This is a genomic window from Gemmatimonadota bacterium (assembly GCA_040388625.1).
Lineage (GTDB): Bacteria > Gemmatimonadota > Gemmatimonadetes > Gemmatimonadales > Gemmatimonadaceae > Fen-1247.
In genome coordinates this window covers 666,180-683,812 of the sequence record JAZKBK010000004.1, presented here as the reverse complement: position 1 = coordinate 683,812, position 17,633 = coordinate 666,180, and the positions used below count along the sequence as shown (strand labels likewise).

The following is a 17,633-nucleotide window of genomic DNA, read 5'->3' as shown; positions in this document are numbered from 1 at the left end:
GACGATCAGGCGGAAAGTGGAAAACAACGCGGATCCGAGCACGACGGCGACATTCCATGTGAAGAATCAATGACCGGCGTTATCTGCAGCGCTCACGCGGTGCCGGAACATCCAGTACAGATAGCCGAAATAGCCCACGACGAGCACGGCGCTCATCATCCACCAGATAAGACCGATCCGGAGGCCATATGCACCGGCCGCGCTGTTTGCGATGGTCAGGCTGTTCGCTGGATCGGTCGTCGCGGGGAGCAGCGTTGGATACATGCCAAACGCGATTCCACCCAGCATGCCGGCGATGTAAAGACTGGACGAGACGAAGGCGAACAGATCGTTGTGGCGCGCACCAAACCAAGCCATTCCAGCCAGCCCACCAAGAGCGACGACGGGTATCAACCACCCCAAGCCGAGCACGCGATAGTTATCGAGAATCGTCGGACGCACCCGGACCGTGGCAAAAAATCCCACTACGGTAACAAGAGCTACGATCCACCAGAGAGTTGTTGCAATGCGACGCGCTCGTCCGCGCAGCGGCTCTTCAGTCTTGAGTGCGAGCCAGTGCGCGCCGTGGTTTGCCAACGTCACTAACGACATCACACCGATCAACGTGGTGTACCAGTCCAGAATTCCTGGCCGGCCCGTGACTCGAAACGTCGTCCAGAGCGGCTCGAAGAAATAGCCGTCCGAGTTCAGCGGCACGCCGCGGATCACGTTGCCGAGCGCAGCACCGAGGAAGATGGCGAGCAGTGCTCCAGAAAGCGTGAACACAAAATCGTAGAAGCCGTGCCAGAGCGGGTCGTTTACATGGGATCTTACCTCGATGCTGATACCGCGAAGCATGAGCAGCCACAGCACCATTGTGAGCGGGAGATAGAAGCCGCTGAAGCTTGATGCGTAAAGTGCCGGGAAGGCGAAATACAACGTTCCGCCAGCTGCAATCAGCCAGACTTCATTGCCATCCCAAACAGGGCCGATTGCGCTTAGCACCAGGCGACGCTCGTCGCTCGTGCGGCCCACAAGCCAGTGAATTGCTCCGACTCCCAGATCGAAGCCGTCGAGCACTGAATAGATCATGAGCATCAATGCAACAATCACAAAAAAGGCCGTCGCCATCGTTGCGCCTGCCTAGGCTGTCGCCGGTCGACCGGCAGCAGCGGGGCCCTGCTCGATCTCGCGGTAGATGAGGAAGAGAAACAGAATCGTCAGCACGGCATACATCCCCATGAAGCCCAGAAGCGTGAAGAGGCCATTACCCGCCGACACTTCCGGCGAAAGGCCGTGTGACGTGCGCATGAGCCCGTAGACGAGCCATGGTTGGCGACCGATCTCCGCCGTCAGCCAGCCCGCGGTGTTCGCGATATACGGGAACGGCAGCATGAGCATCAGTATCCAGAGCATCCAGCGGTTCTTATCGAGAGTTCCCCGCCACAGCAGAAGCGTACCGACCAGTAACACCGCGATCATGATTGTGCCGAGGCCGACCATGATGTGGTAGGCGTAGTAGAGGAGTGGTACGTTGTCGGGCCACGTATCGGCGGGGAAGGCGTCGAGTCCGCGCACAGATGCGTCCCAACGCCGGTAGGTCAGGAAACTCAACATCTTCGGGACCGTAATCGGATTGTCCAACGACCTGTCGCGCATGTTGGGCTGACCGATGATCACCAGCGGCACGCCCGGCCCCGTCGTGAATACGGCCTCCATCGCAGCAAGCGTCACCGGCTGATATTCGGCGACCATCTTCCCCTGGCGGTCCCCGGTCGGGAACAGCTGCAGCAGTGAGAACAGGCAGCCCGCGAGAATTCCCACCTTCAGGAATATCTGGCCGTGCCTGGTCGCTCGGCCTGAGAGGACGTAGAACGCGCCAACGCTCGCCATCACCACCGAGCCGGTAATCGCCGCGCCGCTCATCGTGTGGGCATACTGCCAGAGACCCCACGGATTGCTGAGGAGCGCACCGAAACTCGCGAGTTGTACGCTTCCATCCGGCATGACCTGGTTCGCGACCGGGTGTTGCATCCAGGCGTCGGTCACCACGATGAAGTAACCCGACAGCCATGAGCCCAGGAAGACCAGCAACGCCGCAACCCAGTGTCCGCGAGGCCCGAGCCGGCGCTCTCGGAATAGAAAGAGACCGAGGAAGGATGATTCGAGAAAGAACGCGAACATTCCTTCCATGGCCAGTGTTTGCCCGATCACGCCGCCTGCGAACTTTGAGAACGCAGCCCAGTTTGTGCCGAACTGGAATTCCATCGGAATCCCAGTGACCACGCCGAACGCGAAGTTGATTCCGAAGATGCGGGCCCAGAAGCGAGCGGAATCGCCGTATCGCTCATTTCCAGTCCTGAGCGCGAGCGTCTTCAGCACGAGGATGAGGAGCGCCAGCCCCATCGTCAGTTGCGGAAAGAGGTAGTGATATGTAATTGTGAAGGCGAACTGAAGGCGATCTACAACTAGCGCACTGTCCATCGCAGCCTGTGTGTTGAGCCTTCCATGAAACTACTCGTTCTATGGCTACCCGCACGCGTGTGCGTGCCAGATACGCCAACGAGATGTAGTGGTTGTCGGACGGCTACACACGCTCATGATCACTCCGTCCTTTCGACAGAGGCAAATGACCAAGGAGGCAATTCCAATGAAGGCAATCGTTGTGACGGACCAGACCGCGGGAACGGCCGGGATGAAGTTGACCGAGCAGCCCGCGCCGGCGGCAGCGATAAACGACGTTGTCGTTCAGATTCATGCGTCGGGATTCGTTCCGACCGAGCTGACATGGCCCTCGACCTGGACCGATCGCCGTGACCGCGATCGAACACCGTCGATTCCCGGCCACGAGCTGGCTGGAGTCGTCACCGCACTCGGCTACGGTACGACGGGACTGTCGATAGGACAGCGCGTGTTCGGCCTTGCGGACTGGTATCGCAACGGCACCCTTGCCGAGTACGTGGCGATCGAGGCACGTAATCTCGCGCCGCTGCCGGGCGACGTCGACTTCACCGTGGGCGCGAGCCTGCCGATCTCGGGACTCACCGCGTGGCAGGGACTGTTCGAGCAGGGCCGCCTTCGGGCGGGGCAGAGTGTAATCGCGCACGGCGCGGCCGGCGCGGTCGGCTCGATGGTGACGCAGCTCGCACGAGAGATCGGGGCCCACGTCATCGGCACCGGACGCGGGGCCGACCGTCAGAAGGCGCTCGACTTCGGTGCGCAGGAGTTTGTAGACCTCGACAGCGACACGCTGGAAGACGTCGGCAGCGTCGATCTCGTGTTCGATGTCATCGGCGGCGACATCGGGAAGCGGTCTGCGCGCCTGATTCGAGCCGGAGGAACGCTGGTGTCGATCGTTGGGCCGTCGGAGGCGCGGCCCGTTGACGGCCTTGCGGTCGACTTCGTCGTCGAGTCCGATCGTGCCCAACTGAGTGAGATTGTCCAGCGGGTGCGGGACGGACGACTGCGGACGAACATCGGAAATGTCTCGACCCTCGACGATGCGGTCGCAGCCTTCAACTCGACCCAGCGGCGCGCGGGGAAGCCGGTCATCCGCGTTCTTCTGTAAGGAGTCTGGGAGGGCGAGCGATTCTGCCCTCCTGGGTGGATTGCCGCACGTCAGCCGAGTCGATCTTCGTGATCGCTTGGACATCGGGCCGATCAAGACCTGATCGATTGCGCGTGGGATCTCAGATGCGCGAAACGCCGATCGATGTCGATCGGCGTTTCGCTTGTAACTTGTTGTTGGAGCGGGATTTACAGATCAGTCGGGGTGGCCGGATTTGAACCGGCGACCTCTTGCTCCCGAAGCAAGCGCGCTACCGGGCTACGCTACACCCCGATGCCTTCATGGTACAGCCTTTCAACTTAATCAGGGCCAAGGGCGCGGCGCCACCCCGCGCCGCCGGCTGAGCTGGAATGGTGGACAGCGTTGATTGCGTAAACGGCTACGTGGATTCCCGCTTTCCCGGGAATGACGAGGGCGTAGCGGGAATGACGAGGGCGTGGCGGGAATGACGAGGGCCCGAATGGGCCTGGCTGGGTGCGAGCAGGAATCGGTTCCCTCCCCACCTCTCGGCTCCGCCGGTTAACATAGGCTCGTAACTCGCAATTACGCACCCGCAGAAACGGTCCAACACTTCAATCCGACCCTCGCATGGCCACCGCCGTCCTGCAAGAAACTCCCACAGCCAAATCGCTGTACGAGGCCTCCAGCAAGCCTGAAACGCTAGCCCAGCTGGTCGCTCCGCTCCGCGCAGCCGACATCGCCGAGCTGGTGAATCAGCTGCAGCCGGCCAGGGCTGCGCGGGTTCTGGCCAATCTTCCGTTCGACGTCGCGGTAGATGTGATGGACGAGCCGGAGCTCGACCGGCGGCACGACATCGTCCAGCACATGGACAGGGGGATCGCCGGAGCGCTGGTGGCCGCCATGGCGCCGGATCGGCGCGCCGATCTGCTGCGCGAGCTGAGCCCGGGCAAGCGAAAGGCGGTGCTCGCCACGATCGATGAGCCCGACCGGTCCGTTCTCAATGCGTTACTGGTATACCCGGAAGGATCGGTTGGCGCGATCATGACCACGGAGTTCGTGAGCGTTGCAGCGAACACCACTGTCGCCGATGCGATCGAGCGCGTCCGCATACTCGCGCCTGACGTAACTGCCGTCTACGCTGTGTACGTGGTCGATCCGGTGAGCGGGAGGCTCGAGCGCTCGGTGCACCTGCAGGACCTGCTGCTCGCCGATCGCAACGCTCCGATCAGCAGCATCGGCGACGCGCGCAAGCCACTTTCCACGTCGCCGCTCACGAGTGAAGAAGATGTCGCGCGGCTCATCTCCAAGTACAATCTCGTCGCGCTTCCGGTTGTCGACGAGACCGGCAGGATGATCGGCGCGGCAACTGTCGACGACGTGATCGATGCGATGGTGCGCGAGACGACAGAAGATGTCCAACGATTCGGCGGTGTCGCCGCGCTCGAAGTTCCGTACCTGCGCATCTCGCTCTTCGGCATGGTGCGCAAGCGCGCCGGTTGGCTCGCTGCGCTGTTCCTCGGTGAGATGCTCACGGCGACGGCGATGGGATATTTCCAGACCGAGATCGCGCGTGCGGTGGTGCTCGCGCTGTTCATCCCACTGATCATCTCGTCCGGCGGCAATTCCGGATCGCAGGCGACTTCGCTCATCATTCGTGCACTCGCGCTGCGGGAGCTCTCACTGCGCGACTGGTGGCGCGTCGCGGTGCGGGAGCTGCCAACCGGACTGGCGCTCGGCACAGTGCTCGGCGTCATCGGGGTCATCCGAATTCTCACGTGGCAACATCTCGGATGGTATGATTACGGTCCCCACCACAATCTCGTCGCGCTCACGATCGGTGTCTCGCTCGTCGGGGTGGTCACCTTCGGATCGATGGCCGGGTCGATGCTCCCGTTCCTGCTCCGGCGGCTCGGATTCGACCCCGCCAGCGCATCCGCCCCGTTCGTCGCGACGCTGGTGGATGTGACCGGACTGGTCATCTACTTCTCGGTCGCCTACGCAATCCTGCGAGGGACGTTATTGTAAGGCGTGACCCAATCAAACATGCCTCTGAATCCGCCGGGCTCACCGCTCTTCCGGGACCATCTGGAAACGAAGGTCGCCTCGTGGATCCGGCCGTGGGATGGAACGGAATCCGTCGACGTCGTCCTGCTCGGCGCACCGCTGTCCAAGACGTCCATCTCGCATTCCGGTGCGTCAGGAACGCCGCAGGCAATGCGCGAGATGTTCGGCGCGGTATCGACGTACAACTTCGATCACGACGTCGATCTCGCATCCGCGCTGAGCATCCGGGACGCGGGCGATGCCAGGGTACACGTGACCGATCTCGCGCGATCGCGCGCGGGGATCGGCGAAGCCGTTGCCGCGGTGCTGGCGCAATCCTCGGGTGCGCTCACCGTCGTCATGGGCGGTGACCACTCGATCTCCGCGCCGTCGATCGAGGCGTTCCGCGCGCACGTGCGCGGTACTGCAGGACTGGTGCAGCTCGACGCGCACATGGATCTCCGCAATCTCGACGATGGTGGGCCGAGTAACGGAACTCCGATCAGACAATTGCTGGAATCGGGAACGCTGGAAGGCCGCAACATTGTACAGATTGGTCTTCACGCGTTCGCGAATGCGCGCGCATACCGCGACGTTGCGCGCGACGCGGGCATCACGCAGATCTCCGCACGCGAGGTCGCACACACGCCTCCAGGAGACATCGCGCGCATGGCCCTGTCCCTGCTGGACGAGCGAGCGGATGCGCTGTACGTGACGCTCGACATGGACGTGCTGGACCAGGCCTTCGCACCCGGCGTCCCAGCGCTCGTGCCGGGTGGAATGACGTCGTGGCAGCTGTTCGAGATGTTGCTCGTACTCGGCGGTCATCCGAAAGTGCGCGCGATCGACATAGTCGAGGTCGATCCGTCGCAGGATCCGCGACGTGCGACCGTGCGCGTCGCAGTGCACGCGATGCTGACATTTCTCACCGGCATGGCGCTGTGCCGAGGCAAGGCATGACCGTCACGGATACGGTACGGATCGATGGGCGATCGCTCAGGATTGCCGACGTGATTGCCGTAGCGCGTGGACTCGCGCGCGTGGAGATGACCGATGCCGCGCGGACGCGGATGGCGGCATCGAATGCGACCGTCACCAGCATCGTGGAGCGCAATGACGTCGTGTACGGTGTTACGACCGGGTTCGGAAAGTTGTCGGACATCGCGATACCGCCGAACAGGCTCGCCGAGCTGCAGGTGAATCTGATCAGATCGCACGCGGTGGGAGTCGGACCGCTGTTGAGCGAAGCCGAGGTGCGCGCGATGATGCTGCTGCGCGCGAACGTGATATCGAAGGGATATTCGGGGGCGCGCGCTGCACTTGTGGATCTGCTCGCCGGCATGCTGAACGCCGGATTGTATCCGCCTGTACCCGAGCAGGGGAGTGTCGGCGCCAGCGGCGATCTCGCGCCGCTCGCGCATCTCGCGCTGTCGATGATCGGTGAAGGATTATTGTTCAAGGGCGATCAGTCCGGCCCCGCAGCCGACATGTTGCGTGCGAGCGGACTCGAACCGATCACGCTCGGTCCCAAGGAAGGGATCACCCTCATCAATGGGACGCAGGCACACACGGCCATCGCGGCGTTGCTCGTGCACGACGCAGAGCGAATCTGGCGCGCCGCGCACGTTGCTGCGGCGATGTCGCTCGAAGCGCTCAAGGGTACGCCGGTGGCGTTCGACGCCCGTATCCAGGAAGCGCGCGGTCAGATCGGACAGGTGGAATCTGCGCGCGTGATGCGGCTGCTCCTCGACAACAGCGAGATTCGAGAGTCGCACAGGTCGAACGATCGCAGGGTGCAGGACGCGTATGGATTGCGGTGCGTTCCGCAGGTTCACGGGCCCGTGCTCGATGCGCTTCGATGGATCGAAGGGATGGTGTCGCGCGAGCTGAACGCCGCGACCGACAATCCGCTGGTGTTCGAGGACGGCGAGATGTTGAGCGGTGGAAACTTTCACGGACAGGCAGTTGCGATGGCGCTCGACTTTCTCGCAATTGCGACAACCAATCTCGCAGTTATCAGCGAGCGTCGCACCGATCGGCTGGTTCATCCGGACCTGAACGAAGGGTTGCCTGCATTTCTGTCACCGGATGCCGGCACGAATTCGGGATTCATGATGGCGCAGGTCACCGCCGCGTCGATCACGAGCGAGTGCAAAGTGCTGGCGCATCCCTCCAGCGTGGATTCGATCCCGACCGACGGGAGCAAGGAAGACGTGGTGCCGATGGCGATGGGCGCAGCGTGGAAGGCGCGTCGCATCATTGCAAACGTGCGAAACGTGCTTGCGATCGAGATGATGTGCGGTGCGCAGGGGATCGATTTCCGCGCGCCGCTCAAGCCATCCTGTGCCGTGGCCCGAGCGCATGGCATCGTCCGCCAGGTAGTCCCGCACCTCGATCGAGACAGAGTGATGAGCGGAGACATCGGAGTGATCGCGACCGAGATTGCCAACGGACGCTTCGATGAGTGCATAGTATGGGACGTGGAGGAGCAAGTTCAATGACGCATGGCGCCAGAGTAGTGCGCGCACCGCACGGAACGGAGATCACCTGCAAGGGGTGGCAGCAGGAAGCGGCGATGCGAATGCTGATGAACAACCTCGATCCGGACGTCGCCGAACGTCCGGACGATCTCGTCGTGTACGGCGGAACGGGAAAGGCCGCGCGCAACTGGGAGGCGTTCGACGCGATAGTGCGCGAGCTCCGCGACCTGGGCGATGACGAAACACTGCTGGTGCAGAGCGGCAAGCCAGTGGGTGTGCTGCGCACTCACCGCAGCGCACCACGAGTGCTCATTGCGAACAGCAATCTCGTGGGCCGCTGGGCAACGTGGGACAAGTTTCGCGAGCTCGAGCGTGCGGGACTGATCATGTACGGGCAGATGACAGCCGGCTCGTGGATCTACATCGGATCGCAGGGCATCGTGCAGGGAACCTACGAAACGCTGGGCGCGGTGGCACGCAAGCACTTCGACGGCTCGCTCGCGGGACGACTCGTCGTTACTGCCGGACTTGGCGGAATGGGCGGCGCGCAACCACTCGCCGCAACGATGCTCGGCGCTGTGTTTCTAGGCGTCGAAGTCGCGGAGTCGCGCATCGACAAGCGGATCGAGACAGGGTATTGCGATCGCAAGACGAGCAGTCTCGACCAGGCGTTGGCGTGGCTCGGTGAGGCGCAGCGAAACAGGACGCCGCTATCCGTTGGGCTGGTTGGAAACGCGGCAGATGTGATGCCTGAGCTTGCCCGGCGTGGTGTGGTGCCCGACGTGCTGACGGATCAGACGAGCGCGCACGACATGTTGAACGGCTACGTGCCAGCGGGCATGTCCATATGGGAGGCCGATGAACTTCGGCGCAACGATCCGGAGGAATACGTGCACCGTTCGACGGCGAGCGCGGTCCGGCACGTCGAAGCGATGCTCGCGCTGCAGAAGATGGGCGCGGTGACCTTCGATTACGGCAATAACATCCGCACCGTGGCGTTCGACGCGGGACTCGAACATGCGTTCGACTTTCCCGGATTCGTGCCTGCATACATACGGCCACTGTTCTGCGAGGGGAAAGGACCATTCCGGTGGGCCGCACTATCCGGCGATCCAGCGGATATAGCGCGTACCGATCGTCTCGTGCTCGATCTATTTCCGGAGGATGAGCATCTCGCGCGATGGATCAAGCTCGCGAGCGAGCGGATTCACTTCCAGGGACTGCCGGCGCGGATATGCTGGCTGGGTCAGGGTGATCGAGCACGATTTGGCGTCGCACTCAACGATCTCGTTGCTTCGGGTGAGATAAGCGCGCCGATCGCGATCGGGCGCGATCATCTCGATACGGGGAGCGTTGCATCTCCGTTCCGCGAAACCGAAGCGATGCTGGATGGCAGCGACGCGATTGCCGACTGGCCGATATTGAACGCGCTCGTGAACACGGCGAGTGGGGCGAGCTGGGTGTCGTTCCACCACGGTGGCGGCGTCGGGATCGGTAACTCGCTGCATGCGGGCCAGGTGGTCGTCGCCGACGGAACGCCGGAGATGCGCGAGCGTATCGAGCGCGTGTTGACGAACGATCCCGCCACTGGAATTCTGCGGCACGCCGATGCGGGCTACGATAGTGCTCGCGACGCCGCCGTGCGTCACGGGCTGACGATCCCCGTTCCGCGCTGATAGTGTGACGCGGAGAATCATCTTTCACAACGCATCGCAGGTCGTCACTTGCGCCGGACCCGCGCGCGGCAGGCGCGGTGCCGAGATGGCCGACGCGGGGATACGAACGGAGGTCGCGGTCGGGATCGATGACGGCCTCATAGTCGCGGTCGGAACGATGACCGACGTCGAGCGCGGGCTTGCCGGCCTCGAGCGCTCTGGCGAGTCCGAGTATCACGCGCAGTGTGAGTACATAGACTGTGCGGGGCGGGTCGTGACGCCCGGATTGGTGGATTCGCACACGCATGCTGTGTTCGGTCGGCCGAGGTATGACGAGCAGGAGTTGCGCGCGGCGGGCGCTGGCTACATGGAGATCGCGCAGAAGGGAGGCGGGATTCACTCGTCCGTACGTGACCTGCGTTTGCGTAGCGAGGACGATCTGCTCGCGTTGACGAGGGCGAGGCTGCAGCGTCTCGCCCGGTACGGTACAACCACCGTCGAGATCAAGTCGGGTTACGGGCTTTCAAGCGAAGACGAGCTCAAGTCGCTGCGTGTCATTGCAAGTGTGCAGAGCGAGACAAACCTTCGGCTCGTGCCGACGTGGCTTGGCGCACACGAAATCCCGCAGGATTATCGCAGCGGTCCGGACGGACGGCGTCGATACATCGAGCAATTGGTCTCGGAACAACTGCCGACCGTTGCGCGGGAGAAACTGGCGACATTCGCGGATGTGTTCTGCGAGCCCGGAGTGTTCACTCTTGACGAGACCCGGGCGATCCTGGAAGCGGCGCGCGCTCGCGGATTGCAATTGAAGCTGCACGCCGACGAGCTGGAGCCGTCGGGCGGCGCGGAGCTCGCAGCGGAGCTGGGTGCAACGTCTGCTGACCATCTGGCTGCGATATCCGAGGCGGGGATCGCGGCACTGGCGAGTTCCAATACGGTCGCGACGCTTCTTCCTGGAACCATGTTCTTCCTCGGGCGTACCAGGCAGGCGCCCGCGCGTGCTCTGATCGAATCCGGTGCCGTCGTGGCGCTGGCGACCGACTTCAACCCCGGCACATCGCCGACACCGAACCTGCCACTCATTATGACCATCGGCGTGAGTCAGCTTCACATGAGCGTTGCGGAGGTTTTGCTCGCTACGACTGTGAATGGTGCGGCAGCGCTTGGGCTCGCCGGTTCGACGGGGCAGATCGCATCGGGCTTCAGCGCCGACATCGCCCTCTGGGATTGTGAGGACGCGCGCGAGATTCCGTACTGGTACGGCGATGCTCGCTGTGTTGCGACCTGGTGTCGCGGAGAACCGGTGCACACGGCGTGACCTGGCGCCACGGACCTTTGAATCAAGACGGAGACAGTCGGTGGATGCGATAGACATTTCGGGCGATGTCGCGATTGTGGCGATAACGCTTCTGACGGTCAACATTCTGCTCGGGATGTTGATGTCGATCAAGTACAATCCAGTGCGCAGCTGGCCACACCGGCGCGTCAATACGCTCAAGCTGCACAACTGGACCGGATACCTCGCGCTGGCGGCGAGCGCAATTCATCCACTCATAATTCTGTTGTCATCGACGGCGAAGTTTCATCTGATCGACATCGTCTATCCGATAAATGCCCCGAAGCAACCGTGGATCAACACGCTCGGCGCGGGGGCTCTTTATCTGCTGGCGTTCGTCGTGATCACATCGTACTTCCGGTTCGACATTGGCCGGTTCTGGTGGAAGCGTATGCATTACGTGACGTACGCGCTGTTCGTACTGTACGCATTTCACGCAATCCTGACCGATCCCACGTTGAAGGACGCGCCGCTCGATCCGCTGGATGCGGAAAAGGTGTATGTGGAGCTGTGTATTCTCGTGGTCGTGATCGCCACGGTATTGCGCGCGCGCTTCGCATTAAGGCAGCCGGCGCCGCGTGTCCACAGGCCGAAGCAACCCCGCCCAGCGCGGCGCAGAGTGTTGGCATAGTCCTCGTTCGCCGCAAAAGCTTCCCGACTCGTCATTCCCGCTTTCGCGGGAATGACGGGCCGCTAGAAATCCCTATCTACATCCTACTTCTTGGGGTTCAGGATCTCCCCGATGCGATGCTCCGCGTCGGCGAGGTGAAGCTGTGTCTCCCTGTCCGTCGCATTCCCACTCGCACGCTTGATGTCGGCGGTAAGTGAGACGAGCTCGCCGCGAAGCGCGGACTTTGCATCGTCCGATAGCGGTGGCTGCGGTGGACCGAAGCCTGCGCGCGCCGCGGTAGTTGCCGGTGCGTTCAGCTTGCGATCGATCTGTGTGAGATAGGTATCCTGCAACGCACGCCGGTACGGATCGATTGCGACGTGCGACGATGCCAGCTCGCTCCAGATTCCGTGGCGCATGTCGTCCAGCATGTTCACGAGCGTGTACGTATCGCGCTTGTTCGTGGCGAGTGCCTCGTCGCCGAGCAGGCGGTTCATTCGCTGATCGTCCAGGAGGCTGCTGAGAATCCGTCCCTGCGCGTTGTCGATGCGTCTGATCATGCCATCGGCTTCGATTCTGCGCGCGATGTCCGGCCGGATCAGGAAGGTCGGCGTTTTGAACACGTTGTCGTTGAGAAAGCGAATCGCGTCGGCCTGCCGAGCGCGTGACAGTGGAGTGTAGACGGCACCTGGCTGACTTCCGGACTTGTACTGCACTTCCGCGCCGCCAACGACGGTCGTTACGTGATTTGCTTCCGTTGTCCACTGGTTGACAGTGCGGTCGTATATCTCGCGCAGGTCGCTGTTATCCTCGCCTTGCTCGGTCGCTGCTCCGTTTATGTAGCCGACGACGCGTTCCAGGTTCTTGAAGCCGTAGCCTGTGGACTTGACCGGATCCGCGTCACCTACGGCTTCTGTAAGAGTGCCGAAGCCGCCCGCTTCGTTGTTCTCGGAAAAGCGATACCACGGGATGCTGTCCTGCATGCGCGCCCACTGATCCAGCATCGGACGCTCGGCGTCAGTGGTCATCGCGGCCGGAATCGGCTTGTAGCCCCACATGATCGCGTACTTGTCGTATGGACCGATGCGTGGGATGATGTCTTCCAGCGGAATGTGGTCTTCCGGCTGCGCCACGTAGTTGAAGCGCGAGTAGTCCATGATCGACGGCGAGTGTCCCATCTTGTGCACCCACGTCGCACTTCGGACGCTGTCCGCGGGATACGTCGAGCTTCCGAGCTGGTCGTGCCGCAAGCCGATCGTGTGACCGATCTCGTGTGCGACGACGAACTCCAGCAATCTGCCCATCAGCGAATCCGGCATCGGGAAGCTGCGCGCGCGTGGATCCACCTGCGCGGCCTGCGTGAAGTACCAGTCGCGCTGAAGGTTGAGCACGTTCTGGAAGATGCGCACGGAGCCATTCAATATCTCACCCGTACGCGGATCGCTGACGTGCGGGCCGACGGCATTTTCGACCGTGGACGGCAGCCAGCGGATCATTGTGTGACGTATGTCGTCGGGTGACCAGTCGGGGTCATTGGCCGGCGGGTCCATTGCTATGATCGCGTTCTTGAAACCGGCGGCTTCGAATGCGGGCTGCCAATCGGTGATCGCCTTGCGGATCCATGGCTTCCACCGATCCGGCGTGGCGGGATCCACGTAATAGATGATAGGCTTGACCGGCTCCGACAGTGCCGCACTCGGATCCTTCTTGACGAGGCGATAGCGTGTTATGAACTGGCGCTGTGCCGCGCGCTGCTCGACGCCGAAGTTCACGTTCCGAACTGAGAAGAACCCGACGCGCTCGTCGAATCTGCGCGGCATCATCGGAATCTCCGGCAGGCGCACCAGACTCCAGTGTGCGAGGACGCTCTGCGCGGTCTGCAGCTCCCGTGGCGTCGCGGGCGCGGGTGGTGTTCCCGGTCGCGCCGGCGCTGGTGCGGGTACGCCGGTCTCGGTTGCTTCGACCTCGACGTTATCGGGGAATGCGATGGCGCTCTCGACAAATGAACGGCGCTCGTCGATGGTTCCACGTATGGCGGCGAACTCAGGTACTGCCGTTGTGTAGAGACGAGTTACATCGATCACCGCCGCGCTGTCGCGGCCATATGCCTCGACATTGAAGACCGCGACGATCGGTGAGTAGTTGGAATTCTGAACCGCGCGATAGACCGCCAGCGACGAGTCCGCGGTAATGGCGAAAGATGGCGAGCGGAGTATTATGCGATCGCCATCGCGATCCCACCTAAGTGTACGCTCGCCGAATTCATCGCCGCCGTAGTCGCCGAAGCCGCCTCCCGGCGCATTCGGATTCTCGGCCGCGGCGCGTGCGTACCGGCCCACGAGCAGCATGTCCTTGCCGAGCTCGTTGCGCGGTATTTCGAAGTAAAGCTTGTCGCCCACGCGATGCACTATGAAGAGCCCGCGTCGTGTCTTCGCCTCGGATGTGATAACCCGGTTGTACGGGCGTGGTCTCGGGGCGACACCCGGTGTGATTCGTGGTGTGGAATCGCGGGGTGCGCCTGCGACCTCCGCGTTCGTGCTGGCGGCTGCGCCAGCTCTCACCGGTGATGGCGTCGGAGCTGGCGGCGTCGCGTTGTGCGCGCATCCAACTGTGAGCACTGCAGTACCCAGAGTGATGATCAGCCTGTTGGTCATTCCAGTCGGTGTGAGATGTTGATTGCGGGAATCGCCCGAAAACATACGCTCTCTTCGGTGCGTTCGTTCGCAGCGACTTTTACCGGCGCCCGGAAACCTTTGGCCTTATCCGATCCACCGTTCGCCGATAACCGTGGTTCGCCGCGAACACTGACGCGTAGGTTAGCCTCACCCTTGAGCGGGTCTGCTACCGACGCACGCTGCGCGCAGGCGCGGCACTGCGTTGGGACCAGCCGCAACGCCAGGTGAGCGCTTCGTCTGCTCACCCGGACGCGCCCGGCGTTTACATAAGGCCGGAGCCCGCCTAGCAACTCACCTCAGCTAGGAGCTCGCACGACGCTATGACGATTCGTTATCTCAACCGAGTGCTACTCTTTATTGCCGGGACGCTCGTCGCGCCCGCAATACTTGTAGCCCAACAGACTGGCGGTACGATCACCGGGAGTGTGGTGGACGCATCGTCGCACGCACCGATCCCGTCGGTGCGGATCCAGATTGTCGGCTCGCAACGCGCGACGCTCGGCGACGCTGAAGGCAAGTTCAGGATCACCGTGCCCGCGGCAGGCCAGTATCAGGTGCGCGCGATGCGAATCGGATTTGCGGCATCGACGCAGACCGCGACAGTGGCGGAAGGCAGCTCGGCGAATATCGTGTTCACACTTTCGCCTGTGGCGATCAGCCTCGAAGAAGTCGTAACGACGGCGACCGGCGAGACGAAGCGCAAGAAGGAGCAGGGTACCGCCGTTGCCATTGTGCAGCCGAAACCCGTGGAGCTGGCCACGGCGCAGTCGGCGAGCCAGCTACTGACGGGAAAGGTCGCGGGTGTTGACGTCGCCACGACTGGCGGCACGGTTGGCTCCGGCTCGCGGATCCGCATTCGCGGCGCCAACTCGCTCTCGCTCAGCAACGAGCCGTTGCTGATCGTCGACGGGGTGCGTTACAACAACCAGTTCTCGGGCATAGGCGTCGGCGGGCAGGCTCCGTCATCCTTCAACAACATCAATCCCGAAGACATTGCCGACATCCAGGTGCTGAAGGGTCCGGCAGCCGCGGCGCAGTATGGCACGGCTGCGGCCAACGGCGTGCTCCAGATCACGACGAAGCACGGCGCCAACACCAAGCCGCGCTGGAATGCGTACGCCGAGGGCGGCACGATCCAGGATGTGGCGACGTATCCGTCGAACTATCACCAGGTGGGTGTGACAACGGCTGGCAAGCGCACCACGACGTGCACACTCGACAGCCAGACTCTGGGCAATTGCACTCCAAACCCGGATTCGCTCGTGTTCTACAATCCGCTGGCGGCATCCGGCGCCCTCATTCACGGGCATCACGGCGGGTATGGCCTGAGCGTGAACGGTGGCACCGACGCTGTCAACTACTACGTTTCCGGCAGCTTCGACAGACAGCAGGGTGTGTTCGCCGTTGACCAGGATCAGAAAGCAAGCGGCCGCGCAAATGTAAACGCCGTACTGAGCCCGCAGCTCAATGTGCAGGTAGGCTCGAGCTATCTGACGGATCACCTGCGACTGCCCCAGAACGACAACAACACGCTCGGCGTTGTGAGCGCTGCGCTGCTCGGCTCCGCATTTCCGAATGCCGCGGATGGCTATCTCAACGGCCAGCTGCCGCAGGTGCTGTATGCGATCAATACCAGGCAGGACATACAGCGTTACGGCAGCACTATCAACTCGACGTACACACCGCTGTCATGGCTGACGGCGACGGGTGTCTTCGGGCTTGATTACACCAATCGCTGGGATCACGAGGTGATTCCGCCGAACGTCGTTACGTTCGGTTCGTTGCCGCAAGGCCAGGTGACATCGAATCCGACCTCGCTATACGACTACACGGCGAACGGGACGTTATCCGCGCACTGGAGTCCGTTTGGCCAGCTCAAGACGACAACGAGCGCTGGATTTGCGTTCGCCAAGGAGTTGATCCAGGGGACGCAGGCGTTCGGCGCAGGTCTGCTTGGCGGGACTGGCTCGCTCAGCGGTACCAGCGCGCGCTTTGCGGTCAGCTCGACGAATACCGACAACAAAACGATCGGTGGCCTCGCGAGCGAGGAGCTCGCATATGCGGACCGGCTGTTCATTACCGGATCGGTAAGAACCGACCAGAACAGCGCGTTCGGTCAGAACTTCGGCCACATTACCTACCCATCGATCAGTGGTTCCTGGGTCGTCGATGAGCAGTCGTGGTTCCCGAAAACCAACCTGTTCAATTCACTGCGCCTGCGCGCGGCGAGCGGCCGGTCGGGAAGGCAGCCAAACTTCCGCGACGCGATCACGTTCTTCAACGAGCAAACGGTCACGGTTAGCGGCGCAGACGTTCCCGGAATCATTGTCGGCGGAACTGGCAACCCGAATCTGCGGCCCGAGCGCTCGTCCGAGTTCGAGTTCGGTTTCGATGCTGGATTCCTCGCTCAGCATATCGGTCTCGAGGTTACGCATTATCACAAGCGAACGGATGACCTGCTGGTCGCGGTTCCCCTCGCTCCATCGCTCGGTCTGACGGCGACTCAGTTCCAGAATCTTGGCGCCGTGCTCAACACCGGATGGGAATACGTGGCGAACGTGAAGGTGCTCGATGCCCGGAAGGTCCAGTTCGACTTCTCCGTAAATGCGTCGACGAACAACAACAAGTTGCTCACTCTTGGTCTGCTGCCGACAGGGAAACCCGTACCACCGATCGTGGTCAACAGCGATCAGCAGCATCGCGTCGGATATGCGCTGGGATCGTACTGGCTCAAGCCGATGTCATTCAAGGACGCGAACGGTGACGGCATAATCGCGCGCTCCGAAATCACTGTCGGTGATACGGCCGTGTACCTCGGCAACATCTTCCCGACCAGGAACTATTCAGTCACGCCGAACCTGACATTGTTCAACTGGATGAGGTTCTCCGCGCTGATCGATCACAAGGGCGGGTTCAAGCTGTTCAACAACACAGCGCGCTTCCGTTGCGCGTTCGGCAACTGTCAGGCAGCGTACGACAAGTCGGCGCCACTTGCGGACCAGGCTGCATCGATCGCCGCAACTTCGCTGGGAACCGACGCAGGCTACGTGGAAGACGCAACCTTCACGAAGCTCCGGGAATTGTCGGTCACGTTCATCGCATCACCACGCGTGGCCCGTGCATTCCATGCACGCGGTCTGGATCTGACCATCGCGGGACGGAATCTGCACACATGGACGAACTACAAGGGCTTCGATCCAGAAGTCAACTCGACTGCCAACGCGAATTTCTCGACTTCGGACTTCCTGACACTTCCACCGTCGCGCACCTGGACCGCACGCATCAATGTCAACTACTGATCAAACGACCCTCTCACCGAGACA

Annotated in this window: 11 protein-coding genes and 1 tRNA gene; 8 read left to right on the top strand and 4 right to left on the bottom strand. The window is 62.1% G+C overall.

What is annotated here, in order from left to right; all coding sequences use genetic code 11:
* Positions 1-66: 66 nt before the first annotated feature.
* Positions 67-1,110, bottom strand: a complete 1,044-nt coding sequence (cydB, locus tag V4529_11670; GenBank protein MES2358978.1) for a cytochrome d ubiquinol oxidase subunit II — start codon at positions 1,108-1,110, stop codon at positions 67-69.
* A 12-nt stretch (positions 1,111-1,122) separates the two neighbouring features.
* A complete protein-coding gene (locus V4529_11665) occupies positions 1,123-2,463 on the bottom strand; it encodes a cytochrome ubiquinol oxidase subunit I (protein ID MES2358977.1) in 1,341 nt (446 codons plus the stop codon).
* A gap of 166 nt (positions 2,464-2,629) precedes the next feature.
* Between V4529_11665 and V4529_11660 the strand changes: the two genes are divergently transcribed.
* A complete protein-coding gene (locus V4529_11660; GenBank protein ID MES2358976.1) occupies positions 2,630-3,547 on the top strand; it encodes an NADP-dependent oxidoreductase in 918 nt (305 codons plus the stop codon).
* A 199-nt stretch (positions 3,548-3,746) separates the two neighbouring features.
* Here the strand turns inward: V4529_11660 and V4529_11655 are convergent.
* Positions 3,747-3,820, bottom strand: a tRNA-Pro gene (locus V4529_11655).
* A 315-nt stretch (positions 3,821-4,135) separates the two neighbouring features.
* Between V4529_11655 and mgtE the strand changes: the two genes are divergently transcribed.
* The 6 genes from mgtE to V4529_11625 are packed head-to-tail and all read left to right on the top strand — an operon-like array spanning position 4,136 to position 11,656.
* A complete protein-coding gene (gene mgtE, locus V4529_11650) occupies positions 4,136-5,533 on the top strand; it encodes a magnesium transporter (GenBank protein MES2358975.1) in 1,398 nt (465 codons plus the stop codon).
* 18 nt (positions 5,534-5,551) lie between these two features.
* Positions 5,552-6,511 (top strand): agmatinase family protein, encoded by a 960-nt coding sequence (locus V4529_11645; protein ID MES2358974.1) that lies wholly within the window; start codon positions 5,552-5,554, stop codon positions 6,509-6,511.
* Positions 6,508-8,052, top strand: a complete 1,545-nt coding sequence (gene hutH / locus V4529_11640) for a histidine ammonia-lyase (GenBank protein ID MES2358973.1) — start codon at positions 6,508-6,510, stop codon at positions 8,050-8,052. Before V4529_11645 ends, hutH begins: the two co-directional genes overlap by 4 nt.
* Complete coding sequence (gene hutU, locus V4529_11635) at positions 8,049-9,707, top strand: urocanate hydratase (protein MES2358972.1); 1,659 nt, start codon at positions 8,049-8,051, stop codon at positions 9,705-9,707. The genes hutH and hutU overlap by 4 nt, the downstream gene beginning before the upstream one ends.
* A 4-nt stretch (positions 9,708-9,711) precedes the next feature.
* Positions 9,712-11,007: an imidazolonepropionase gene (gene hutI, locus V4529_11630; protein ID MES2358971.1), complete on the top strand. Its 1,296-nt coding sequence runs from the start codon at positions 9,712-9,714 to the stop codon at positions 11,005-11,007.
* A gap of 40 nt (positions 11,008-11,047) precedes the next feature.
* Positions 11,048-11,656, top strand: a complete 609-nt coding sequence (locus V4529_11625; protein MES2358970.1) for a ferric reductase-like transmembrane domain-containing protein — start codon at positions 11,048-11,050, stop codon at positions 11,654-11,656.
* 83 nt (positions 11,657-11,739) lie between these two features.
* Here V4529_11625 and V4529_11620 read toward each other — a convergent pair whose 3' ends face one another.
* Positions 11,740-14,289, bottom strand: coding sequence for a zinc-dependent metalloprotease (locus V4529_11620; protein MES2358969.1), 2,550 nt, complete (start codon positions 14,287-14,289; stop codon positions 11,740-11,742).
* A 341-nt stretch (positions 14,290-14,630) separates the two neighbouring features.
* On the opposite strand from V4529_11620, the gene V4529_11615 reads away from it, so the two are divergent.
* Complete coding sequence (locus V4529_11615; GenBank protein MES2358968.1) at positions 14,631-17,609, top strand: SusC/RagA family TonB-linked outer membrane protein; 2,979 nt, start codon at positions 14,631-14,633, stop codon at positions 17,607-17,609.
* Positions 17,610-17,633: the final 24 nt, after the last annotated feature.